Source organism: Thermococcus sp. 21S7 (assembly GCF_012027615.1).
GTDB lineage: Archaea > Methanobacteriota_B > Thermococci > Thermococcales > Thermococcaceae > Thermococcus.
In genome coordinates this window covers 134,775-154,870 of the sequence record NZ_SNUT01000006.1, presented here as the reverse complement: position 1 = coordinate 154,870, position 20,096 = coordinate 134,775, and the positions used below count along the sequence as shown (strand labels likewise).

The window sequence follows — 20,096 nt, the reverse complement described above, 5'->3', positions numbered from 1 at the left end:
GGTGGCATGTTCGAAGTAACGGAATTTGGAGGACAGGGAAAAAAGCTCCGGGACTACAAGGGAATAATCGGTGAGGACGTCCTGAACAGAATACGGGAGAAGGCCGAGCTGGTAGAAGGGGCGGCCTTTGCCAACGTGAACTCGACATCGTTTGGTGGGGGGGTTGCGGAGATACTCCACAACCTCATACCGCTCATGAGGGACGTCGGAGTGGACGCCCGATGGTTCGTCATTGAAGGCAGCGATGAGTTTTTCAACGTGACCAAGGGCTTTCATAACGCCCTTCAGGGGAACAGTGAGCTCCGGCTAACGGACGAGATGAAGCGCCTCTATATTGAGACAAACAGAAAGAACTCCCTCGACGTTGATCTGGATGCCTTTGACTACGTGCTCATCCACGACCCCCAGCCGGCGGCGCTCATAGACTTTTACAAGAAAAAACAGCCCTGGATCTGGCGGTGCCACATAGACCTAAGCGACCCCAACATGCAGTTCTGGGAGTTCCTCAGGGGCTTCGTGGCGAAGTATGACACATACATATTCCACATGGAGGACTACGTGCGCGGAGACCTTGAGGGGAGCAAAGTCGTGATAATGCCTCCGTCAATCGACCCCTTGAGCGAAAAGAACATGGGGCTCAGCGAGACCGAAGTGCTTAAAACACTTGAAAGGTTCGACGTTGATCCGGAGAGGCCAGTAATCACCCAGGTTGCCCGCTTTGATCCCTGGAAGGGAATCTTTGACATCATCGATGTGTACCGGAAGGTCAAGGAGAAAGTCGCCGATGTCCAGCTGCTTCTGGTGGGTGTTATGGCCCACGACGACCCGGAGGGCTGGGTGTACTTTGAGAAGACGTTGAGAAAGATAGGCGAGGACTACGATGTGAAAGTGCTGACAAACCTCAACGGGGTCCATGCCAGGGAGGTCAACGCCTTCCAGAGGGCCAGCGATGTTGTCCTGCAGATGTCCATAAGGGAGGGCTTTGGGCTGACGGTCACAGAGGCTATGTGGAAGGAGAAACCAGTGGTCGGAAGGGCCGTTGGGGGAATCCTGCTTCAGATAGTTGACGGTGAAACCGGTTTCCTCGTGAGGGACGTTGATGAGGCCGCAGAAAAGGTGCTTTACCTCCTCAAACACCCCGAGGTCGCGGAGAGAATGGGTGAGAGGGCGAAAGAGCGTGTCAGGGAGAACTTCGTTATAACAAGGCATCTTGAGAGATACCTTGACATCCTAAACTCTTTTAGACCCTAGTTTAATTTTCAACTGTAAAGGTGGTGGCAATGGAGATTCCATCCCATCTCTCGCAGGCGCTGAGCGAGATAGGCTTCACGAAGTATGAGGTTATGACGTACTGGACACTCCTCGTCTACGGGCCCAGCACTGCGAGAGAAATATCCACAAAAAGCGGGGTGCCCTATAACCGGGTCTACGATACGGTATCTTCCCTAAAGGAGAGAGGATTTGTCACCGAAATAGAGGGCAATCCTAAAGTCTATGCTGCTTACTCTCCCAGAATAGCTTTTCTCCGATTCAAGAAGGAACTCGAAACAATAGTGGAGCAGTTGGAACAGGCACTGAATGATGTGCAGCGGGAGGATCACAGGCCCGCAATATGGAGAAGCAGGAGCCTCGATGAGGCCCTCGAAATGTTTCGGGAGGCCATTGATTCCGCTGAGAATGAGGTCATCGTCGTCATTCCCAGCGAGTTCTTTGGACATGTGGAGGAGGACTTACTGAGGACGTTTAAGAGGGGCGTGACCCTGTCGGTGTACACCGACAAAATTCCGGACCTTTCAAAATTCCAGGGAAGAGGAAACCTGTTTGTGAGGGAGTTTTACAAGCTTAACCACATCATAGGAATGGTTGACGGGAAGGAGGTCATAGCGGTCCAGAACGCTGCTTTCAACTCAAAAAACCCTCCCGCTTTCAGGTCAACGTATCCGGAGATAATATTTTCCCAGTACAGCCTCATAATAGAAATCTTCAAGGAGTCGTCACTGAGGGTGGAAGTTATCAACAATCCCGGTGACCTCCGGTTTTTTGCCATGTTCCATGCGGTTGATTTTGTCAGCAGATACTTGAAAGACAAGCATATTATGGCCACGGTCAGGGGCAGACACATTGAAACGAGAAAAAATGAGACGATTAACGGGCTTGTGGTGGGGTATACGTTTTCACTCAAGGAGGCTATTAACAACATCCATGTGGAGACGGATGAGGGCATAGTAAAGATTGGAGGAATGTTTGCCGTTGTTGAGGATTACGAGAGCACCGACGTTAGGTTTGCAGTGGGTGAGCCATTGTAGTTCCGGCATTGGGATTGTATTCGATTAAAACGTCTGGAGGTGTATGGATGAGAATTCTCGTCCTTGGGTTTGAGTACCTGCCCGTAAAGGTTGGCGGACTTGCGGAAGCCATAACAAGCATAGCCGAAGGACTGGCTGAACTGGGAAACGAGGTCATCGTTTTTACCCCCGATCACGGAAAGAACCTCGGCGAAGTCGCTGGTTCCTTTGATGTCTCAGCATTCGGGGAGTCAGTTCATATAACCGTCCGGAAGAGGGAGCAGAACGGGGTGGTTGTCTATTCCCTCGGCGGCGGACTCCTCAGTGAGGCCGATGTTTACGGCCCGAGCTGGGATGGTCTGCTCAGGAAAACGGTCCTCTTCGGAAAAGCGAGCGTTGGACTGATGAACGGGCTTATTGAAACCTTCAAGCCGGACGTGATTCACGCCCACGACTGGCACACGGTCTTTGCCCTTGGGCTCTTGAAGAAGTACTTCGGGATAAGGAGCGTTTTCACGGTTCACAGGCTCAACAAGGCGAAAATTCCGGCCCAATACTTCGGTGAAGCAAACCTGGGGGAGCTTGCACCATACCCCGACATAGACCCCGAGCACACCGCCGGGTACATAGCGGACGCCGTAACGACCGTCAGCAGGAGCTATCTGTGGGAGGAGTGGGGGTTCTTCAAGCACTTTGAGGGCAAGGTTACGCACGTCTTCAACGGCATAGACTGCTCCTTCTGGAACGAGGAACTCATGGAGACGAAGGATCTTCCCAGAGAGGAGAGGAGGAAGCTCGTTCTGGAGCGCTTCGGCCTGAGCGATGGCAAGGCCTTCATGTTCATAGGGCGCTTTGACAAAGCTCAGAAGGGAGTCGACACCCTTCTCCGGGCGATAGAGATTCTCTCGGCGGATCCCGCCTTTAGGGAGATGAGGTTCATCATAATCGGCAAGGGCCATCCGGAGCTGGAGGCGTGGGCGAAGGCGGTTCAGAACCGCTTCCCCGAGAACGTTAGGGTTGTCACCGAACTCCTCAGCAGGGAAACCGTCAGGGAGCTCTACGGTTCGGTGGACTTCGTGATAATTCCGTCGTACTTCGAGCCCTTCGGTCTGGTGCAGCTTGAGGCCATGTGTCTCGGCGCGATTCCGATAGGAAGTGCCGTCGGGGGAATAAAGGATACCGTGATAGACCTCAGTTCAGACCCGGAGAACGCCACCGGCCTGCTGGTTCCCCCGAGGGATGCCTTCTCGCTGGCCAGAGCGATGGTTCTCGCCAAGGAGCTGGACGATACGACCCTGCGCAGGCTCAGGAAAAACGGAAAGAGACGTGCCAGAAACGACTTCACGTGGGAGAACGCCTGCAGGAGATACATGAGGGTTTACGAGGGGGCCGTTGACAGGGCCGTTCCGTTCCTCCGCTAACGCCAGCCGTACTCGGCCAAAAATTTCTTTTTCAGCCTTTTTATCGTTCCAGAGACGCCGAGGGTTCTGAAAATAGCCCTTGAGCCGTTTATATGGGTGACCAGCGTCAGAGCGAAGCGAAGCTCCTCCACATGCTTCCTGTCGACTCTGACGATTCCGGTCTGGCTCCTCTCGTCGAACTTGATGAACCAGGGCTTTGCCCTCGCCGAGCCGAGGGTTCCCAGCGTTGAGAGGCTCGCGTCCCATATGGCCCTCTTTATCTCATCCTTCTTAAACGGCCTCTCTCCGATGACCTGAAAGGCTATGTAGCGGTGCTTGTCCCTCAGGGTGGGCGGCAGGTACTTCGGCTTCTCCCTCATAGGCATCTGCACAACTTTGCCCGCCAACCTTTTTAAGCTCTCCCCCGCGTTTAGGGTTAGCGAGGTGAGTCGATGGTCTGGGAGACGCCTTACTTTTCGTACGCTGTGAGAGAGCTCCCCAAGGGCTGCCAGCTCTGCGTTAGGGGTGAGAAGCTCGTCCTCTTCACAACCGGGGTCTGCCCGAGGGACTGCTTCTACTGCCCGCTGAGCGAGCACAGAATGGGCGATGTGATTTACGCCAACGAGAGGCCCGTCAAAAGCCTGGACGACGTGATCGAGGAGGCCCTTTTGATGGAAGCCAGGGGGACCGGCGTTACCGGCGGCGACCCTCTGGCGAGGCTCGACAGAACGGCTGAGTATATCCGCGCCCTCAAGGAGGCCTTTGGCGAAAATTTCCACGTTCATCTGTATACGACGGGCGCCTTGGCCACCAAGAAGAACCTCGAAAAGCTATACGATGCCGGTCTGGACGAGATACGATTCCACCCCGATCTGTTCAACCCGAACTCGAAGCTCTTCAAAGTTGAAATCGAGAACATTAGGAACGCCTTCGACTTCGACTGGGACGTCGGCGGCGAGATTCCATCGATTCCGGGGCACTTCGAGATGATGAGGTGGTACGCTGAGTTCCTCGACAACCTCGGCGCGAAGTTCCTCAACGTGAACGAGCTTGAGTTCAGCGAGACGAACCTGAGGGCTATCCTCGACAGGGGCTACAGGCCGATAAGCGACGAGAGCGCCGCCATAAAGGGTTCCCTTGAGCTGGGTCTGAAGCTCCTCGAATGGGGCGAGGAGAACACTTCCCTGAGTTACCACCTCTGCACGGCCAGGCTGAAGGACGCAGTCCAGCTCAAGAACAGGCTGGGGAGGATGGCCAAAAACGTGGCCAGGCCCTACATGGAGGTAACCGAGGACGGGACGCTCCGGTTTGGTATTGCCGAATACGACGACCTTGACGAGCTTTACGAGCTCCTCGTTAATGACGCGGAGGTTCCACCCGAGTGGCTCTACATCAACAGGGAGAAGGGCAGGATTGAGATGCCGGAGGAGGTTGCTCTTGAGCTGGCGGAGGCGATAGAGGGCGACGTGAGGTTCTTCATCGTCGAGGAGTACCCGACCTTCGACAGGCTTGAGGTCGAGAGGGTTCCGCTGCCTTAACTCACCTGAGAGCGAGCTTTGCAAGCGGGTCAGTGAGGTGGTACTCCCCATTTTCTTCCTCAATCCAGCCCATCTTCTTCAGGTTCTTCAGAAGCTCATGAAGTCTCGGTTCGGGGGTCCTCATTTTCTTGAGTTCTAAGTAGTCCCGTATCAGGCTCCACCTGTTGTAGCCCAGTGATATTGCCTTTAAAATTCCAACGTACCGCCTGCTCCGTCTTTCAAGCTCCGAGAGCTCGCCAAGGAGGAGGCCTTTGGCGATGCTGAGGGTTGACTCCATAGCCCTCTGAAAGTCCTGAGTTTCGATGTATTTCGACCCGAAGAGGACGAGCCAGCCGGGTATGCCGTCGAGTGTGGAGACAGCCTTGTCAATATATTCCGCTGGTACCTCAACCCCTGCCTCTTTAAATCCTGCCCGCAGAAATGCCCTTGATGTCTCGCCGTCGAAGGGCTTTACATAAATCTCTCCTCCAACCCTCCCGTAGAGAGGGCTCTCGTAGTCGTCTATGCCAAGAAAGTCGTGCAGAAGTCCAACCTCCGAGCCCGTCAGTATGATCCGTAGGTTGGGCAGGCTGTCGTAGGCGTGGGCGAATAATGCCAAGAGCTCCTTTCCGCCCCGCGAGCCGTAGAACCTGAGGTACTGGGCCTCATCGAAGGCTATGACGAACTTCCCGGTTTTTTCTCCGAGTTCGTTTAGCTCCCTGAATATCTCCCTGAGGGAAGCATCCCGGGGTTCAATCTGGAGGAACTTCAGGTTCAGTTTTACCTTAAACTTTGAGGCGATTCTCTGGAGGATACTTCCTTTCGACTGGAGTTCCCGGATGAGGTCGTCCCGGGTTATGTGTCCGCTTTCGGCGTAGAGTTCCCGGCAATCTATCAGAATTCCGGGATTCTCGTTGAGATAAGCCTTGAGGATGGAACTCTTCCCCACGCGTCTTATCCCGAGGAGAAGCGTCAGCGGATATCTCTCAATGCTTTTTTCCAATTCTTTGAACTCCTTTTCCCTGTCAAATATCTCCTCTCTCCTGCTCTTTGGCTTCAGGTCGAACAGCACTTACGCCACCGTAAGTAACTTACGGGGGCATAAGTTATAAGGGTTTCGAAAGGGTTATTTACCCCCGGGAATATTAACCGCCATGCGGGCCTTCATCAAGGACTATCTTTTCCCGTGGTTGCTGGCGGTGGGGTTTTGGCTCGCCCTCTGGCTTCTCGTTCCCCCAACGAAGGAAGGTCTTAACGCCGTGAACGTTTTCGTTGCCTTCCTTCTCCTCGCCCCATTCCTCCTCGTGGCGTTTCACTTCGTTGGAAAGACCCTCGAACGCTACGGCTACTCGCGGAAGGACATCAGAAGACTGCCCGAGATAATCGAGAAAACCCACGGGAGGCTCTACCTTCCGAAGGAGGTCTTTGACACTGTGGCCAGAGCGTTGATATTCTGGGGATTCGTTGCCACGGCCGTTGTGATGACGGAAAATCCGTTGAGGGGGCTTCTCAACGGAGTCGCTATATTTGCTGAAATCTTCGCCTTCTTTGTTCTTTTAGTCTCGATGGTTATCTGGATTATGGCATTTCCCTTTGCCCTCTACAAGCTCTTTACCGGGAGAGAACTCAACAGGGACTTCCTGATTGAGCTGATGAGACAGAACCTTGTCTGCACGGCAATCCTTATCGCGGTCAGGCTCATAGCGCTCCACTCCGGCTATCCATCTGGCGATGACCCCATAGGGAAACTGATGGACTTTGGGAGGAACACGGAATTGGTAAGCTTGCTCCTTGAGCTTTCTGGGCTAAACTTCCTGTTCGGTATAACCGGCCTCTACGGGCCGAGGAAGAGCAGAAAGCTGACGGCGCTGGCGCTGACAATCATCGTGGTCCTTCAGCTGTGGATTGCGTGGAGGATTGTTTTTGGGTAACGGGAAAAGTTAAGTAACTGGAAATTCTTATTTTGAATATGGCGGACGGAGAGAGTTCTTCAAGGTGGGAGAAGAAAGGTAACATTGATGTTCTGATGATTGCGTTTGGAAGTATGACTGAGGAAGAAGTTGAGAGGTTCAGAAAAACGCTGAAAGAAATTGAGGAATGGATGAATGAGTGGGTTCCGTGCTCCGATTGAGATATTCACATTAGAACTTTTTGCCTACGATAGCGATTTTGAGCGCTTTAAAGAATACGGGCTAAAGGTGAAAATTTTGGAAAAATGGGGGCTTCAGCCCTCCACCTTCTCAATCCCTATCTTCGCCTGCACCTCGGGCCATTCAACGACGTAGCCTTTCGTCTCGCCGAAGATAACCTCCGTTGCCCTCGTCTCCTTCTCCACGTAGTCGAGGTTCTCGCTGAGCAACTCGCGGTTCTCGTCGGTGGTCTCTATGGTGACGACTATCCTGTCGTTGACGTCGAGGTCGAGCCTCTTCCTCATTTCCTGTATCCTTCTGACGAACTCTCTGGCGAGGCCTTCCGCGAGGAGCTCCCTCGTGAGGGTCTTGTCCACGAAGACCCTTCCGCCCTCGAAGTCCTCGGCAACGAAGAAGTCCGGCAGCTTCTCCTCTATGCTAAGGTGCTCCCTCGTGAGGTGGAAGGTCTTTCCTTCGAGCTCGACGTCCATCTCTCCCCTCTCGTAGAGCTCCCTGCCGTGTTCGGCTATCCACTGGGAGACGAGCCTGGCGTCGCCCTTGAACTCGGGCCCGACCTTGGCGAAGTTGGGCTTGATGACGAGCTCGCGCTCGACCTTGCCGACGACGATCTCCTTGGCATTGAGCTGGTCGCGCAGGATTCTGTTGAGCCTCTCGACGGCTTTTGCAACGGTCTCGTCCTCGGTCTCCACTATTATCCTCCTGACCGGGTAGCGGAGCTTTATCTTGGCCCTCTGCCTTGCTGAAGAGCCCGCCTCGACTATCCTCCTGACGTATTCCATCTCCCTCTCAAGCTCCTCGTCCCTTGCCTCCTCGTCGACCTCCGGCCAGTCGAGCATGTGGACGCTCTCCACACCGACGAACGGCCTGAGCATGTTCTGGTATATCTCCTCCGCTATGTATGGCGTGAAGGGAGCCATGAGCCTCAGCAGGACGTCGAAGACCTTCCAGACGGTGTAGTAGGCTGCCAGCTTGTCCGGGTCGTCGCCCTCGACCCACATGCGCTTCCTGATGAGCCTCACGTACCAGCGGCTCAGGTCCTCAACGACGAAGTGGTATATCGCCCTGGTGGCCCTCGTGAGCCTGAAGGTCTCTATACCCTCGGTGACATCGCCTATCAGCCCGTTGACCCTGCTGAGTATCCATCTGTCCTCCTCGCGGAACGGCAGTTCCTCGGGCTTGAGCTTCGTCGGGTCGAAGTTGTCGAGGCTCATGTAGGTGGCGCTGAGAACGTAGACGTTCCAGAGTATGTTGAGCATCCTCTTGACCTGTTCAAGGCCCTTCCAGCTGAAGCGCAGGTTCTCCCACGGGTTGGTGGCCCAGAGCATGTAGAACCTGAAGGGATCCCTTCCCTCCTTCTGGACGACCTCCTCCGGCCTTATTATGTTGCCGAGGCTCTTGCTCATCTTGTCGCCCTTCTCGTCCAAGACATAGCCGTGCATCGCCACGTGCCTGTAGGGGACTGTGTCGAAGGCTATAACCGAGGCAGCCTGCTGGGAGTAGAACCACTTGGTAACCTGATCCTCACCTTCGACTACGAAGTCGGCCGGCCAGAGCTTTCTGAAGTTCTCCTCCGTTCTCGGGTAGTCGAGGGAGGCCCAGCTCGCTATTCCGCTGTCGAACCAGACGTCAACGACGTCCTTGACGCGCTTCATCTCCTTGCCGTTGACCTTTATGATGAAGGCATCGACGTAGGGCCTGTGGAGGTCCTCCGGGCCGAGCTTCTCCTCTATCACCCTGAGCTTCTCTTCGTAGTCCTCCGGAAGCTCTATTCTCTCACCGTTTACCTCTATAGCAACGCTGAGCTCCACAAGCTCTTTAAAGCTTCCAACGACGTGTATCTCGCCGTCCCCGCTCTCCCATATCGGGAGGGGTATTCCCCAGTAGCGCTGCCTGCTTATGACCCAGTCACCCGAGTTCATGACGCCGTTGTCGTACCTGACCTTGACCCAGTCGGGGTACCAGGTGACCTTCTCGTCGTTCTCCTTGATTATGAGGTCTTTGACCTTGCTCACCTTGAGGAACCACTGGTCTGTGGCGCGGAATATGAGCGGGGTCTTACAGCGCCAGCAGTGCGGGTACTTGTGTTCTATCGTTCCGGCCTTCACGAGGTAGCCTTTCTCGCGGAGGTGCTCTATTATCTCCGGGTCTGCGTCCTTGACGTAGGTTCCCTTCCAGCGGCCCTCGGTGTAGCGGCCCTCGTCGTCGACCGGGCTGTAAACCGGCAGGCCGTACTGCCTGCCTATCTCGAAGTCCTCCTCACCGTGGCCGGGGGCGGTGTGAACCAAACCGGTACCCTCCCCGAGGGTCACGTGCTCGCCGAGGATTACGCGGTGCGCCCACTCGTACTTCTCGCGGAACTCCTTCTGGATGGGATACTCGTCCATGAGGACGTGGACGTAGCGGAGTCCCTCAAGCTCCTCGCCCTTGAACTCCTCAACTATCTCGCCCTTGACGCCGGCTTCGCCCAGAACCCTCTCAACGAGGGCCTTCGCTATTATCCAGTACTCCTCGCCCTTCTCGGTCTCGACCCTGACCTTGGCGTAGTCGTAGTCCGCGTGAACGGTGACTGCAAGGTTGGCCGGAAGGGTCCAGGGGGTAGTCGTCCAGATGAGGAGGTACTCGTTCTCCTTCCCCTCGACCGGGAACTTGACGTATATGCTCGGGTCCTCCCTTATCTTGTACTCGCCGCGAACCTCGTGCTCGGCCAGGGCGGTCTCACAGCGCGGACACCAGTGCAGAACCCTCTTGTCCTTCTCAAGCAGACCCTTCTCGTGGGCCCTCTTGAGCGTGAACCAGCCTGATTCGATGTACTCGTTCTTTATGGTCATGTAGGGGTTGTCCCAGTCCATCCAGACGCCGAGCTGCCTGAACTGTCCGGTCATCACTTTGAGGTTGTTGAGGGCGAACTCCTTACACTTGCGTATGAAGTTGTCGACGCCTATCTCGGTCTCTATGTCCTTCTTGGTCTTCAGGCCGAGGGCCTGCTCGACTTTGACCTCTATCGGAAGGCCGTGCATGTCGAAGCCTGGCTGTCTGCGGACGTTGTAGCCCTGCATCGTCCTGAACCTTATCACCATGTCCTTGATTATCTTGTTCCAGGCAGTTCCGAGGTGTATTGCACCGCTGACGTAGGGCGGCCCGTCGAGGAAGTAGTACTTCGGGCCGTTCTGGCGCAGGGATTTCACCTTCTCGTAGGTGTTGTTCTCCTCCCAAAAGCGCTCGACCTTTTCCTCAAGCTTCCCTGGGGTATACTCCCTAAACTCCGGTTCCTTTATCATGTCAAAACCCTCCAGAAATGATCTTTAGGATGGACTACCCTAGAACAGGGGGACTCAGGCCGCGGAACGGGCGAAGCGAAGGATAAAACACTCCCCCCTCATGGGCATCGGGGCAAAATTGGGAACTTCCCTTATAAGGTTTTTGGGTGAGGTGTGCCCTCCCCGACCGACCCCAGGTCACTTCTCCCAGGGGCGTGAGGGGGAGGGCCGGTTGAGTTTAAGGTGAGGATGATTTAAACCTGCCTCTCTTCCTCGGGCTCGCCCTTCCTCCTGCTCTCGTTCTTGATGACCTGTATCACGTAGTCTATGAACTTCCTGACCTCATCGAGATCCTCCTCTGGGATGTCCTGAATCTTCCTGTTCTTGCTCTTGTACGTCAGCAGCTTGAGGAGGGCCAGCCTTCCGAGTGCGGTTTTGGTTCCTATCTCTCCCTCCTTCCAGTCGCGCCATATTGCGTTGGCTATGCCGTAGAACTCTGGGACGCTGTCGAGTCCGGGGTCACCGACGTCTATGACTTCCTTTCCGAGGTACTTGTAGCGCCTTTCCTTTTCCTCCTTCGAGAACTCCCTGGTTCTCTCCCTGATGTACGCGTGCACCATGGCCACCACCTCCGGAGATTATTTGTCCTCAAGAATTTATTAACTTTTTGTTTCTAAATCCTTCCCAAAGGCTTATATTCACGCTTAGATTGAAATAGTACAAAGGAGTGTGGCGGGAGCTGGAATGGGCATCGAAAACCTGATTGCAAAACTGCTCGCTTCCGGTGCAGACCTGAGCACGAGGAGCGCCGTCAGGGCGGTTCTGTCCCTAATGGGAGAGGATGAGGAGCTGGCTGATCAGATATACGTAGAACTCAAAAACAGGGCCTACGCCGAGGATTTTGCAAAAGTTCCTCCCGAGAAGAGGGCGGTATTCATTCCTCAGTGCCTCAGAAACTTCCGCGAATGTCCGGCGGAGTTTGGGGAGTACGGCTTTGAATGCACGAAGTGCGGACGCTGTCCGGTGGGCTCAATAATCGAAGTCGGTGAGAGGCTGGGCTATAAGCAGTTCTACATAGCCCCCGGCGGAAGCCTGGTCAAGAAAATTCTCAAGTCAAAGGTTCCGAAGGGAGAAATCAGGGCGGCGGTTGGAATCGCCTGCTGGCCGGAGCTTGCCGAGGCCGCCGAGAAGCTCTCCCATCTCAGGATTCCCCTCCAGGCCGTGCCCCTCCTCCGTGCCGGATGCATCAATACGCTCGTGGACGTCAAGCGCGTGGAGGCGACCCTTGGCCTCGGCATAAATTCCCGGGGAAGGGGCAGTAAGGTGCCGTCCATCGAGTCCAGCCCTACCCCTGGTTTCTAATCTCGTTCCATATTCCGGCCATTATCAGCGCCGCGCCCAGGTAGCCCTTGACGCTGAGGATTTCCCCTATCGTTATGAACGCCGCTATGTGGCCGAATATCGGCTCCGCGGAGTAAATCAGCGCCGCCTTGTGCGCCCTCGTGTTCCTCTGGTGCTTCACCTGGAGTGTGAACGCTATCACCGTCGCGAAGACCGAGGTGTAGAGCACCCCTGTCCATGGCAGGGGGTCCGTGGGGAACGTGAACGGCTCGGCGACGAGGGCAAAAACCAGCGAAAAGACGAAGTTCCAGGTTATCTGCCAGAAGGCTAAGCTTAGGTAGTCCTTTTCCCCGAACTTCTGAACGAGGACTATCTGGAAGGCGAAGCTGAGGGCGCAGAGGACGGTGAGCATGTCCCCGTAATTGAAGTTCAAGCTCGCCCCCGAGATGAGGTAGAGGCCGGTTAGGGCTATTGCGAGCGAGGCGGCATCCCTGAGCTTGAGCCCCTCCCTGAGAATGAAATACGCTATGAAGGGCGTGAAGACAACGTAAAGCGAAGTTATGAAAGCCGAGTTCGAGGCCGTGGTGTATTTGAGCCCAACTATCTGGAAGCCGTGGCCGAAGAAGAGGGTCGTTCCCAGAATGAAGCCCTCCCTAAAGGTCTCCCTTCGGAGAACCTTCGAGCGGAAAAGGATGAGCATTAGGATGGACGCTATCCCGAAACGGTAGGCTAGGAAGAGAATCGGCGGCAGGTAATCGAGGCTAACCTTCATCGCCGGAAAGGTAAACCCCCATATCGCGGTGATACCGAGGAGTACGAGCTCGGAGCGGTTCATCGCGTTCTGTAGCACACTCTCGTTTATAAGACCTTCCCTTCGTATAAACCCCCATCTGTGCGTTTTCATCATAGTTTCATAAGGGTTATATATGCTGAGTTCCAAGTAGAATACTAGGTGTTCCAAATGGGTGACGAAGCGGTAGAGCGGATGTGGATTCTGATAACCCCGGACAAGTGCAGCGGCTGCAGACTGTGTGAAATCGCCTGCTCCCTGGAGCACGAGGGAATAATATGGCCAGAGGCATCGCGTATAAGGATATACGAGCTTCTGCCCGGCGTCAACGTCCCCCACACATGCGTCCAGTGTCCAGACTACCCGTGCGTGAAGGCGTGCAACTTCGATGCACTGAGCGTCGATGAGAAAACCGGTGCCGTGCTCGTGAACGAGGAGAAGTGCACCGAGTGCGGGGCGTGTGTTCTGGCGTGCCCCGGCAACGTCCCGAGAATTCCGGTTGGCAAGGGCAGCGTGGTAATCTGCGACCTCTGCGGAGGAAGCCCGAAGTGCGTCGAGGTCTGTCATGAAGCCGGGCACGATGCACTGGTTCTCGTGAAAGGCCAGTACCGCTCGGTGTACAGAACCTTCGCCAAGGATCCGGTTGAGAAGAGCACCGAGCTGGCGAGGAAGATGTACGGGGAGGAGTTTTTGGGGTGATACCATGTACGGCTACGCTGGAAAGCTTCTGGACGTTGATTTGAGCACAGGAAACGTGAAAACCGTCGAGCTGGACGAGGAAATGCTCCGCTTCTACGGCGGCAGAGGGCTTGGCACGTACATCCTGTGGAAGGAGCTCGGAGAGAAGTGGGAAAGGGTCGACCCCCTAGGCGAGGAGAACCTCCTTCTGATCCTCACCGGCCCGCTGACGGGCTACTACCCGGGGATAAAGACGGCGGTAGTGGCCAAATCCCCCGAGAGCAACGGGGTAGTGGGAAGCGTCCTCAGCAGCGAGGTGGGAATAGAGCTTAAGGCGAGCGGCTACGACGGAATAATAATCCGTGGAAGGGCAAAGGAGCCGGTCTATCTTTTCATCAACGACGACGAGGTTGAGATAAGGGACGCCTCGAAGTACTGGGGCATGGGCGGTGTCGAGCTTCACAAGACCCTGCTGAAGGAAGTTCACGACGAGCTGAGGAAGAGGGCCAGGCTGAGGGGTGTCCCGAAGGAGCCGGCGATGATGTACATCGGCAGGGGCGGGGAAAGGAAGGTGCGCTTTGCTGCCATAATGAGCAAGCTGATGCACGCCGCCGGCTACGGCGGCTTCGGTGCGGTGATGGGAAGCAAGAACCTCAAGGCGGTGCTCGTTAAAGGTAACGGCCCCCTGCCGGAAGTCCATGACAGAGAGAAGTTCAGGTCCCTTCTCAGGGAGTTCCAGAGGGAACTCCTAACCCTTACCACCTTCCGCCAGTGGGGAACGGGGGCTGGAGGCTACAGCGTCGGCAAGGACCGCTCAAGCCAGCCGGTCAGGAACTGGCAGGAGGAGTACCACGACGACGAGAGGATAAGCGTGGTAAACTTTGAGCTCAAGGCCTGGATAAAGAAGTACTGGGCCGACTACGGCTGTCCCGTGAACTGCATGAAGATATCCTATCTCCGCTACGGCGAGTACAAGGGTTCGATAACCGACGCCCCGGACTACGAGCTGATGGCCTACGTGGGAACCAACCTCGGAATATTCGACCCCGAGAAGGTCGTATATCTCTCATACCTCGTCGATGAGCTAGGTCTGGACGGCATAAACGCGGGCAACGTCCTCGGCTTTACGGCGGAGCTTTACCAGCGCGGAATCCTGACGGAGGAGGACATCGGCTTCAAGCTTGAGTGGGGCGACGAAAAGACCTTCGCAAAGCTCCTTGAGCTGATAGTTGCCAGAGAGGGCATAGGAGAAATCCTGGCCGAGGGAACCTACCGCGCGGCGAGAAGAATCTCCGAGATGAAGGGCGTCGATGCGATGAGATATGCAGTCCACGTCAAGGGCATCGGAGTCGGTGCCCACGGAATAAGGAGCGACCTCGACTACACTAGGGACATAAGCTATGCCGTCTCGGTTCAGGGAGGCGACCACACGTCAACAGCGGCCCTTCCAGCGAGGAGCTACGAGGGCGAACTCGTCAATGCCTTCTACGACTCGGCCGTTATCTGCATGTTCACGACGAGGCCCGGCTTCGAGAGAATCCTTGAGTTCGGAAACGCGGTTACGGGCTTTGAACTGACGCCGGAGAAGTGGTTCAACGAAACCGGCCTGAGGATAATCCACCTCCAGAGGATTCTGCTCCTCCTCGGAGGGCCGGACGTCCACTGGGATCCGAGGAAGGACGACGACAACCCGCCGAGGTTCTACGAACCCCTCCCGACCGGGCCGGTCAAGGGAAGGGCCCCCACCAAGGAGGAGATAAGCGAGAAGGTTCGCCAGTACTACGAGCAGGTTGGCTACGACGAGCACGGGATTCCGAAGGAGGAAGTTCTGGAGGAACTCGGGCTTGGAGAGGCAAAGCGCGAGGTGAAGCGCATAAGGGAGCGCCTCGGCCTCTGAACGGTGGTCTTCATGAGGGTAACGCTGATACTCTACGGGGAGCACGCTCTAAAACACGGCTCGCAGAGGGAGCTTGAGGTCGAGGAAGGGAAAAGGGTGGGTGAACTCCTAAGGGAGCTGGGAATAGGGACGGACGAGCACCACATCCTGGTGAACGAGAAGAGGGTAGAAGAGAGTCATCCCCTCAGGGAGGGCGACAGAATCAAGGTGCTCCCGGTGGTCTACGGCGGCTCACTCCCCGGGCCCGTGGACGCAGGACATGTTCATGGCCAGGAGCATCTCGACGTAGCCTGACTCAAGGTTCTCCTTTATTTTATCCGCCAGTGTCTTGAACTCCTCAAGGGTGAGCGGTCTTTTGTTCTTCAGCCACTTGATTTTTCCGTCGTTCTTGTCGAGTATGACTATCTCCCCCTCCGTGATCAGGGGCACGTAGTTCATCTTTATCCCGTACAGCTCCTCGGCAAACGCTAACTTTGCCCTTATGAGTTCGAGGTAGTTGGCAAGGTCTTCGCCGAGAATCAGCCTGAATTCGCGCTCCATCTTCCCACCGTTGGAATCTCAATGCACAGGTTTATTAATCTATCGGGCACATATGGGTAAAAATGCCCTTTAATTTTTCCGAAATCCAAATAAGTGCCGGTGATGTATCACTCTCGGTGAGACAATGCAGATGAAGTACGCCCATCACTTCCACGCCTATCAGCCCGGCGACATAGTTTACGTTAAAGACGGCGACGGCTCGGGGCCGATAGAGTACGAGGAAAGGAGGAGCCCCGTCGCGATAAGAATCCGCGGTGAAGAAGTTAAGGGCGAGAACTGGACTAGGGCGATGCTCTATTCCTACGAGCACATAGCCGACACCCTCTCGCGCATGAAGGGGGTTAGCATTGACATAGAGCCCTTCACGTTTCTGATGCTCCTCCGCTACCGCAGAAACGCCTTTGATGATGCCGTCGAGCTTCTACGGAGGTTTGACGCCGTTCCAACAACACCATTTCACCCGATAGTTCCCCACCTCGACGAGTTCGAGGAGAGAATCCTTGCGAGGGTTTCCTTCGACTTCTACGCCCCGCTGATTGATGATAAGCCTGTAATCGGCTACTGGCTTCCCGAGGCGGTGATAACGAGAAGAACGGCCCAGATAATCGAGTCCCAAACGGACAGGAAGCTGGTCTTTCTTCTCGACGAGAGGCAGCTCCTCTACGACTTTCCCCAGGCGAAGCACTCATGCAACCGCTACGGCAACTCCTTCGTCTTCGGGAGGGAGTGGGGCATAAGCGACGCCTTCGCCTTCAACACCCTTGACGTCCCAGGTTTGATCTCGGCTACCCTATCCTACCGCGACGACCGCAAGGAGAACCTGGGCGTTCCCTACCTGATATTCACCGCCAGCGACCTTGAGAGCCTGCTCGGCAATCCGGCACAGCTCGACCGCTTCACCGCCTGGATGGACGGACTTGAGGGGAACGGCGTCGAGAGGGTCTCGGCGATGGAGTTCGTGAGGAGGAAGCTCTCGGGCGAGTTCAAGCGCTTGGACGGCGAGTGCTCCTTCGAGATGGGGGTTAAGGACTACTCCGCCTGGAGCGACTACTTCGACCTGAGCACGGACGGCAAGACGAGCGATTCCCGCTGGCTGGGATACAGGAGGGCCGATGGAAAGGTTTTCGCGAGAGAGGTGAACGGCAGGAAAATCTCCCAGATCTGGAAGGTTGCCTTCACGAGGCTCTTTGAGGAGCTCAACAGAACCGTCAGGCTGGGGGTTCTGAAGGGCCTCGAAGAGCTTGAGGCCAATTCCGAGGAGTTCCTCGTCCGCTACGCGAGGATTTTCTTCAGGGACTACTACGACCACTTCGGCATGGAAACCTCACTCGATTACGTGCTTGAGCCTGCCAACGGCGAGGGGGAGGCCTTAAGGCTCGGCAGAGTTTACTACCTGATGCTCCTCGCCAACCACTCCTGCCCGCGCTTCTGGGAGAACCTCGATACGCGCGTCGCCTTCGGCAACGCCTCGGTCATGGCGAAGGCCCTGATAGAGCTGATGGAGTACTTCGACGGTGATGAACTCCAGAGCCTCTTCGTGGAGGCGTACCTCAAACTCCTCAACTTCGAGAACCTCTACCACCTCTGGAACCTCTCCGCTATGCCCTCCCTGGAGGGATGGGAGACGGGCGAGGATGCATGGAACGAGGCCATTAAGCCTGAAGTTCCGGGAAGCGGTTACAACGTCGTTACGAGGGCCGCTCTATACGTTGGAAAGCGCGACCTGCGGGGCGAGCTCAGAAACCTGATACGGCACTACAGCCTCGAATGGGCCGTTGCGGACACCGGTCATATACCGGGGGAGACTCATGGGGAGTGGGAGAACCGCGAGTGGTGCGAGCATGGGGAATGATGCGCCCTTCTCTTCTGGACATTTGGTTATTTAATTTTGCTGACCTAACCTTTAAAACTTGGGGGACATTATACAAAAACGACCGGAGGCGGAGGGGATGGTGTTGAAGGAGAAGAAACGCCGTGAGGAGGAGCTGTTCATCATCGGCCCCGTGCTGATGAAGCTTGGAGGGAAGGAGTACCTGAGGCTCAAGCGCATACTTGAGGACGCGGAGAAGAAGGGAGTGGGGAAGAAGACCCTCCTGCTAGCCCTTCAGATTCCACTTCTCTCTGCTCAGGAAGAGGTAGGCTTCGTCCTCCAACTCCTTCGGGACGTAGTCTAGCATTATCCTGGCGTCCCTGATGTTTTCCCTAACGCTTTTTCCCAGGGCAACCTGGTTCTTCCCCAAGAGTTCGAGGATAACTTCGATTATGCTCTCTCTGACGGCTTTTTCTGCGAAGAGCCTCTTTCCCCCAAGCCACACCCTCTCGTTCTTCCGGTAGAAGTCCAGGCCCCTCTCGGTGAAGAACTCGGGTCCGGGCTTTATCCTCACCCTCTCCCTTTCCCTCCTGTCCACCTCCAGCATTATGAACGCTTTGCCGCCCTCATGCCCAACGTTCCAGCCAAGGATATTGAAACCCTCCCTTGAGAGGGCCCTCTCAAAGCCCCGCGCACTCCTTTCCAGCTGGGGGAGCAGGATGTCATCCACCAGGTCTGGGGCCCCAAAGACCAGCGTCACGAGGTGGCTTCCCTTCCTCCTCAGCTCGGAGAGATAGTTTCCTCTTTTCCTGCCTCTTGGGAAGAAGAACTCCTCGGCCGGATTTTCCAGAAACTGACGTGCCCTGAAGTAGAAAAAGCCATAGCGCTCCCAGCCCAGGTTTGCCGCGACGTTTCTCCTCGGGTCAACCGGGTCGATGACGATCAGGGGCCTGTCGGCCTCGGCCTCACGCCTGACGGTTTTCATGGCCGTCTCATGTTCCCGCTTGAGCCAGTTTCCGGGATCTATTATCTTCTGCCTCAGCATGAAGTCGGAATTTTTGAGAACTTCGAGGAAGGAGCCGTATTTGATGACTAGTATCTCGGCCAGGTATCCCGAAAAGCCCCGGATGTATATCTCGCTCCCGTAGGCGTTTATGCCCTTCAAAAAGCGCTTGAGGAGCCTCACCTCGTCGTTCCTGCCCCTGAGGTTCTCAAGGACCCAGCGGTTGTGGAGTATCGAACGGTCCACGGCCGTCTTCACGTCCCGCCAGCTCCCCACGTCGTAGCATGGAACGAGATCAACCTTCACGCCCCTGTACAGGGCCCTAACGTAGGGATGTTCGGCGTAGGCGATTTCGTAGGAGCCGAGCCTCTCTGCGATGGCCCTGCCGAGTTCCAGACCCCTCTCCCTGAGCTCTTTCAGGGGGGTATCGAGGGGGAAAGCTAAGAAGAGGTCAACGTCGTGGTCTCCGGCCAGGTATGTGTCCTTGGCGAGCGAGCCAACGAAATAGGGCTTAACGTCGAGGCCCAGGCTTTCGATGGTTTCTTCAGCTATGTCCTCCAGTTCCCTCATCAGGCCCTCCACGAAGGCCCTCTCCTCGTCCGTCGGGCGTATTCTCTGGAGAACCTTCTGGAGTACGGCCTCGACGTCCATTTCCACACCTCACTCGGCCAGCTCGAACCTTGCAACTGTCTCGTAGATCGGCCCTTTCGGCGTCAGCGTGCTCTTCTTCAGCTCTATGGCCTCAACATCAAACTCGCCGAAGTCTTCGTTGGCGAGGTCTTTGAGCGCCATCGCCAGCTCCAGTTTGTCCCTCACAAACTTGACGCGGCCGATGGTTATGTGGGCGACAAAGTCTTTCTCCTTCTTGAAGCCCAGCCGCCTCATCTCCCGCTCAACGTCCTTCGCTATCGCCTTTATGCCCTCGTCGTTCTCTATTCCAGCCCAGATGACGCGGACGTAGTTAGGGTTCGGGAAGATGCCTATCCCCTTCACCCTAACGCGGTGCTTCCTGTGCTTCTTTGCTATCTCCTCCAGCGCCCTTTTGACCTCTTCTGCCGTTATCTCGTCAATCTCCCCAAGGAACTTGAGCGTGACGTGGAAGTTCTCGCGCTCGACGAACTTTATCTTTGCTGATTTGCCCCCTATCCTTTCCTGTGCCTTCAGAAGGTTGTCGCGAACTTCGTCGCTAACCTCAATGGCTATGAACGCCCTCATATCACCACCTGAGAAAAGCTGGGGGAGGGGGTTAAAGAGGTTTTCGTGTTCGTTACCCGTACGTTGGATTCGATTCTACACCGTCCCATACCACTCCCGATAAATGGCCTTTGAAATCCTGAACACCTTCTTGAGGTTTGCTGTTGGAGTCTGACCCCCTCCCGCCCGGAAGGGCGAAGGCTTTCAAATGAAATCACAGCATCTTTGAGCGCT

Annotated in this window: 20 protein-coding genes; 12 read left to right on the top strand and 8 right to left on the bottom strand. The window is 55.7% G+C overall.

Features of this window, described 5'->3' with window-relative positions; genetic code table 11:
* The first annotated feature begins 6 nt into the window (after nt 1–6).
* From treT to E3E51_RS10570, 3 genes are read left to right on the top strand one after another with little or no spacing between them, the layout of a single operon-like run.
* Complete coding sequence (treT, locus tag E3E51_RS10580) at nt 7–1,251, top strand: trehalose synthase (protein WP_167913072.1); 1,245 nt, start codon at nt 7–9, stop codon at nt 1,249–1,251.
* 29 nt (nt 1,252–1,280) lie between these two features.
* Nucleotides 1,281–2,306, top strand: a complete 1,026-nt coding sequence (trmB, locus tag E3E51_RS10575; RefSeq protein WP_167913132.1) for an HTH-type sugar-sensing transcriptional regulator TrmB — start codon at nt 1,281–1,283, stop codon at nt 2,304–2,306.
* A gap of 47 nt (nt 2,307–2,353) precedes the next feature.
* Nucleotides 2,354–3,706 (top strand): glycogen synthase, encoded by a 1,353-nt coding sequence (locus E3E51_RS10570; protein ID WP_167913071.1) that lies wholly within the window; start codon nt 2,354–2,356, stop codon nt 3,704–3,706.
* Here the strand turns inward: E3E51_RS10570 and E3E51_RS10565 are convergent.
* On the bottom strand, nt 3,703–4,065 hold the full coding sequence (locus E3E51_RS10565) for a ribonuclease P protein component 2 (RefSeq protein ID WP_167913131.1): 363 nt from the start codon (nt 4,063–4,065) through the stop codon (nt 3,703–3,705). The two genes, E3E51_RS10570 and E3E51_RS10565, sit on opposite strands and share 4 nt — an antisense overlap.
* Nucleotides 4,066–4,137: 72 nt before the next feature.
* Between E3E51_RS10565 and E3E51_RS10560 the strand changes: the two genes are divergently transcribed.
* Nucleotides 4,138–5,223, top strand: a complete 1,086-nt coding sequence (locus tag E3E51_RS10560; protein ID WP_167913070.1) for a radical SAM protein — start codon at nt 4,138–4,140, stop codon at nt 5,221–5,223.
* A 1-nt stretch (nt 5,224) separates the two neighbouring features.
* Here the strand turns inward: E3E51_RS10560 and E3E51_RS10555 are convergent, their stop codons facing one another.
* A complete protein-coding gene (locus E3E51_RS10555; RefSeq protein WP_167913069.1) occupies nt 5,225–6,274 on the bottom strand; it encodes an ATP-binding protein in 1,050 nt (349 codons plus the stop codon).
* An 82-nt stretch (nt 6,275–6,356) separates the two neighbouring features.
* Here E3E51_RS10555 and E3E51_RS10550 point away from each other — a divergent pair, with 82 nt between their 5' ends.
* Nucleotides 6,357–7,133 (top strand): hypothetical protein, encoded by a 777-nt coding sequence (locus E3E51_RS10550; protein ID WP_167913068.1) that lies wholly within the window; start codon nt 6,357–6,359, stop codon nt 7,131–7,133.
* A gap of 38 nt (nt 7,134–7,171) precedes the next feature.
* The gene (locus E3E51_RS10545; RefSeq protein ID WP_167913067.1) at nt 7,172–7,333 is read left to right on the top strand and encodes an antitoxin VapB family protein; all 162 of its coding nucleotides are present in this window, start codon (nt 7,172–7,174) and stop codon (nt 7,331–7,333) included.
* 93 nt (nt 7,334–7,426) lie between these two features.
* Here E3E51_RS10545 and ileS read toward each other — a convergent pair whose 3' ends face one another.
* Together ileS and E3E51_RS10535 are read right to left on the bottom strand one after the other, a co-directional pair.
* The gene (gene ileS / locus E3E51_RS10540; protein WP_167913066.1) at nt 7,427–10,630 is read right to left on the bottom strand and encodes an isoleucine--tRNA ligase; all 3,204 of its coding nucleotides are present in this window, start codon (nt 10,628–10,630) and stop codon (nt 7,427–7,429) included.
* Between the two features lie 233 nt (nt 10,631–10,863).
* Nucleotides 10,864–11,229, bottom strand: a complete 366-nt coding sequence (locus E3E51_RS10535) for a hypothetical protein (RefSeq protein WP_167913130.1) — start codon at nt 11,227–11,229, stop codon at nt 10,864–10,866.
* A gap of 124 nt (nt 11,230–11,353) precedes the next feature.
* On the opposite strand from E3E51_RS10535, the gene E3E51_RS10530 reads away from it, so the two are divergent.
* Nucleotides 11,354–11,971, top strand: coding sequence for a DUF116 domain-containing protein (locus E3E51_RS10530; RefSeq protein WP_167913065.1), 618 nt, complete (start codon nt 11,354–11,356; stop codon nt 11,969–11,971).
* On the opposite strand, the gene E3E51_RS10525 is transcribed toward E3E51_RS10530, so the two are convergent.
* The gene (locus tag E3E51_RS10525) at nt 11,955–12,785 is read right to left on the bottom strand and encodes a DMT family transporter (protein WP_167913064.1); all 831 of its coding nucleotides are present in this window, start codon (nt 12,783–12,785) and stop codon (nt 11,955–11,957) included. The genes E3E51_RS10530 and E3E51_RS10525 overlap by 17 nt on opposite strands.
* A 126-nt stretch (nt 12,786–12,911) precedes the next feature.
* On the opposite strand from E3E51_RS10525, the gene E3E51_RS10520 reads away from it, so the two are divergent.
* From E3E51_RS10520 to E3E51_RS10510, 3 genes are read left to right on the top strand one after another with little or no spacing between them, the layout of a single operon-like run.
* On the top strand, nt 12,912–13,439 hold the full coding sequence (locus E3E51_RS10520; RefSeq protein ID WP_167913063.1) for a 4Fe-4S dicluster domain-containing protein: 528 nt from the start codon (nt 12,912–12,914) through the stop codon (nt 13,437–13,439).
* A gap of 4 nt (nt 13,440–13,443) precedes the next feature.
* Nucleotides 13,444–15,315, top strand: a complete 1,872-nt coding sequence (locus E3E51_RS10515; protein WP_167913062.1) for an aldehyde ferredoxin oxidoreductase C-terminal domain-containing protein — start codon at nt 13,444–13,446, stop codon at nt 15,313–15,315.
* A 12-nt stretch (nt 15,316–15,327) separates the two neighbouring features.
* Nucleotides 15,328–15,609 carry a MoaD/ThiS family protein gene (locus tag E3E51_RS10510; protein WP_167913129.1) on the top strand — a complete coding sequence of 94 codons (282 nt, stop codon included), beginning with the start codon at nt 15,328–15,330 and terminating at the stop codon, nt 15,607–15,609.
* Here E3E51_RS10510 and E3E51_RS10505 read toward each other — a convergent pair.
* The gene (locus tag E3E51_RS10505) at nt 15,547–15,855 is read right to left on the bottom strand and encodes a hypothetical protein (RefSeq protein WP_167913061.1); all 309 of its coding nucleotides are present in this window, start codon (nt 15,853–15,855) and stop codon (nt 15,547–15,549) included. The genes E3E51_RS10510 and E3E51_RS10505 overlap by 63 nt on opposite strands.
* A gap of 124 nt (nt 15,856–15,979) precedes the next feature.
* Here E3E51_RS10505 and E3E51_RS10500 point away from each other — a divergent pair, with 124 nt between their 5' ends.
* A complete protein-coding gene (locus E3E51_RS10500; RefSeq protein WP_167913060.1) occupies nt 15,980–17,707 on the top strand; it encodes a glycoside hydrolase in 1,728 nt (575 codons plus the stop codon).
* Between the two features lie 58 nt (nt 17,708–17,765).
* Nucleotides 17,766–18,029, top strand: coding sequence for a hypothetical protein (locus tag E3E51_RS10495; protein ID WP_167913059.1), 264 nt, complete (start codon nt 17,766–17,768; stop codon nt 18,027–18,029).
* On the opposite strand, the gene cca is transcribed toward E3E51_RS10495, so the two are convergent.
* Together cca and thpR are read right to left on the bottom strand one after the other, a co-directional pair.
* Nucleotides 17,952–19,319, bottom strand: coding sequence for a CCA tRNA nucleotidyltransferase (gene cca, locus E3E51_RS10490; RefSeq protein WP_167913058.1), 1,368 nt, complete (start codon nt 19,317–19,319; stop codon nt 17,952–17,954). The genes E3E51_RS10495 and cca overlap by 78 nt on opposite strands.
* A 9-nt stretch (nt 19,320–19,328) precedes the next feature.
* On the bottom strand, nt 19,329–19,883 hold the full coding sequence (gene thpR / locus E3E51_RS10485) for an RNA 2',3'-cyclic phosphodiesterase (protein ID WP_167913057.1): 555 nt from the start codon (nt 19,881–19,883) through the stop codon (nt 19,329–19,331).
* Nucleotides 19,884–20,096 lie beyond the last annotated feature (213 nt).

What these genes read in the sequence shown, in the direction of transcription:
- ileS (WP_167913066.1), bottom strand. Translation starts at nt 10,630, where the DNA reads ATGATAAAGGAACCGGAGTTTAGGGAGTATACCCCAGGGAAGCTTGAG.
- E3E51_RS10565 (WP_167913131.1), bottom strand. Translation starts at nt 4,065, where the DNA reads ATGAGGGAGAAGCCGAAGTACCTGCCGCCCACCCTGAGGGACAAGCAC.
- treT (WP_167913072.1), top strand. Translation starts at nt 7, where the DNA reads ATGTTCGAAGTAACGGAATTTGGAGGACAGGGAAAAAAGCTCCGGGAC.
- thpR (WP_167913057.1), bottom strand. Translation starts at nt 19,883, where the DNA reads ATGAGGGCGTTCATAGCCATTGAGGTTAGCGACGAAGTTCGCGACAAC.
- trmB (WP_167913132.1), top strand. Translation starts at nt 1,281, where the DNA reads ATGGAGATTCCATCCCATCTCTCGCAGGCGCTGAGCGAGATAGGCTTC.
- E3E51_RS10535 (WP_167913130.1), bottom strand. Translation starts at nt 11,229, where the DNA reads ATGGTGCACGCGTACATCAGGGAGAGAACCAGGGAGTTCTCGAAGGAG.
- E3E51_RS10505 (WP_167913061.1), bottom strand. Translation starts at nt 15,855, where the DNA reads ATGGAGCGCGAATTCAGGCTGATTCTCGGCGAAGACCTTGCCAACTAC.
- E3E51_RS10550 (WP_167913068.1), top strand. Translation starts at nt 6,357, where the DNA reads ATGCGGGCCTTCATCAAGGACTATCTTTTCCCGTGGTTGCTGGCGGTG.
- E3E51_RS10520 (WP_167913063.1), top strand. Translation starts at nt 12,912, where the DNA reads ATGGGTGACGAAGCGGTAGAGCGGATGTGGATTCTGATAACCCCGGAC.
- E3E51_RS10570 (WP_167913071.1), top strand. Translation starts at nt 2,354, where the DNA reads ATGAGAATTCTCGTCCTTGGGTTTGAGTACCTGCCCGTAAAGGTTGGC.
- E3E51_RS10545 (WP_167913067.1), top strand. Translation starts at nt 7,172, where the DNA reads ATGGCGGACGGAGAGAGTTCTTCAAGGTGGGAGAAGAAAGGTAACATT.
- E3E51_RS10500 (WP_167913060.1), top strand. Translation starts at nt 15,980, where the DNA reads ATGCAGATGAAGTACGCCCATCACTTCCACGCCTATCAGCCCGGCGAC.
- E3E51_RS10525 (WP_167913064.1), bottom strand. Translation starts at nt 12,785, where the DNA reads ATGAACCGCTCCGAGCTCGTACTCCTCGGTATCACCGCGATATGGGGG.
- E3E51_RS10515 (WP_167913062.1), top strand. Translation starts at nt 13,444, where the DNA reads ATGTACGGCTACGCTGGAAAGCTTCTGGACGTTGATTTGAGCACAGGA.
- cca (WP_167913058.1), bottom strand. Translation starts at nt 19,319, where the DNA reads ATGGACGTCGAGGCCGTACTCCAGAAGGTTCTCCAGAGAATACGCCCG.
- E3E51_RS10530 (WP_167913065.1), top strand. Translation starts at nt 11,354, where the DNA reads ATGGGCATCGAAAACCTGATTGCAAAACTGCTCGCTTCCGGTGCAGAC.
- E3E51_RS10510 (WP_167913129.1), top strand. Translation starts at nt 15,328, where the DNA reads ATGAGGGTAACGCTGATACTCTACGGGGAGCACGCTCTAAAACACGGC.
- E3E51_RS10560 (WP_167913070.1), top strand. Translation starts at nt 4,138, where the DNA reads ATGGTCTGGGAGACGCCTTACTTTTCGTACGCTGTGAGAGAGCTCCCC.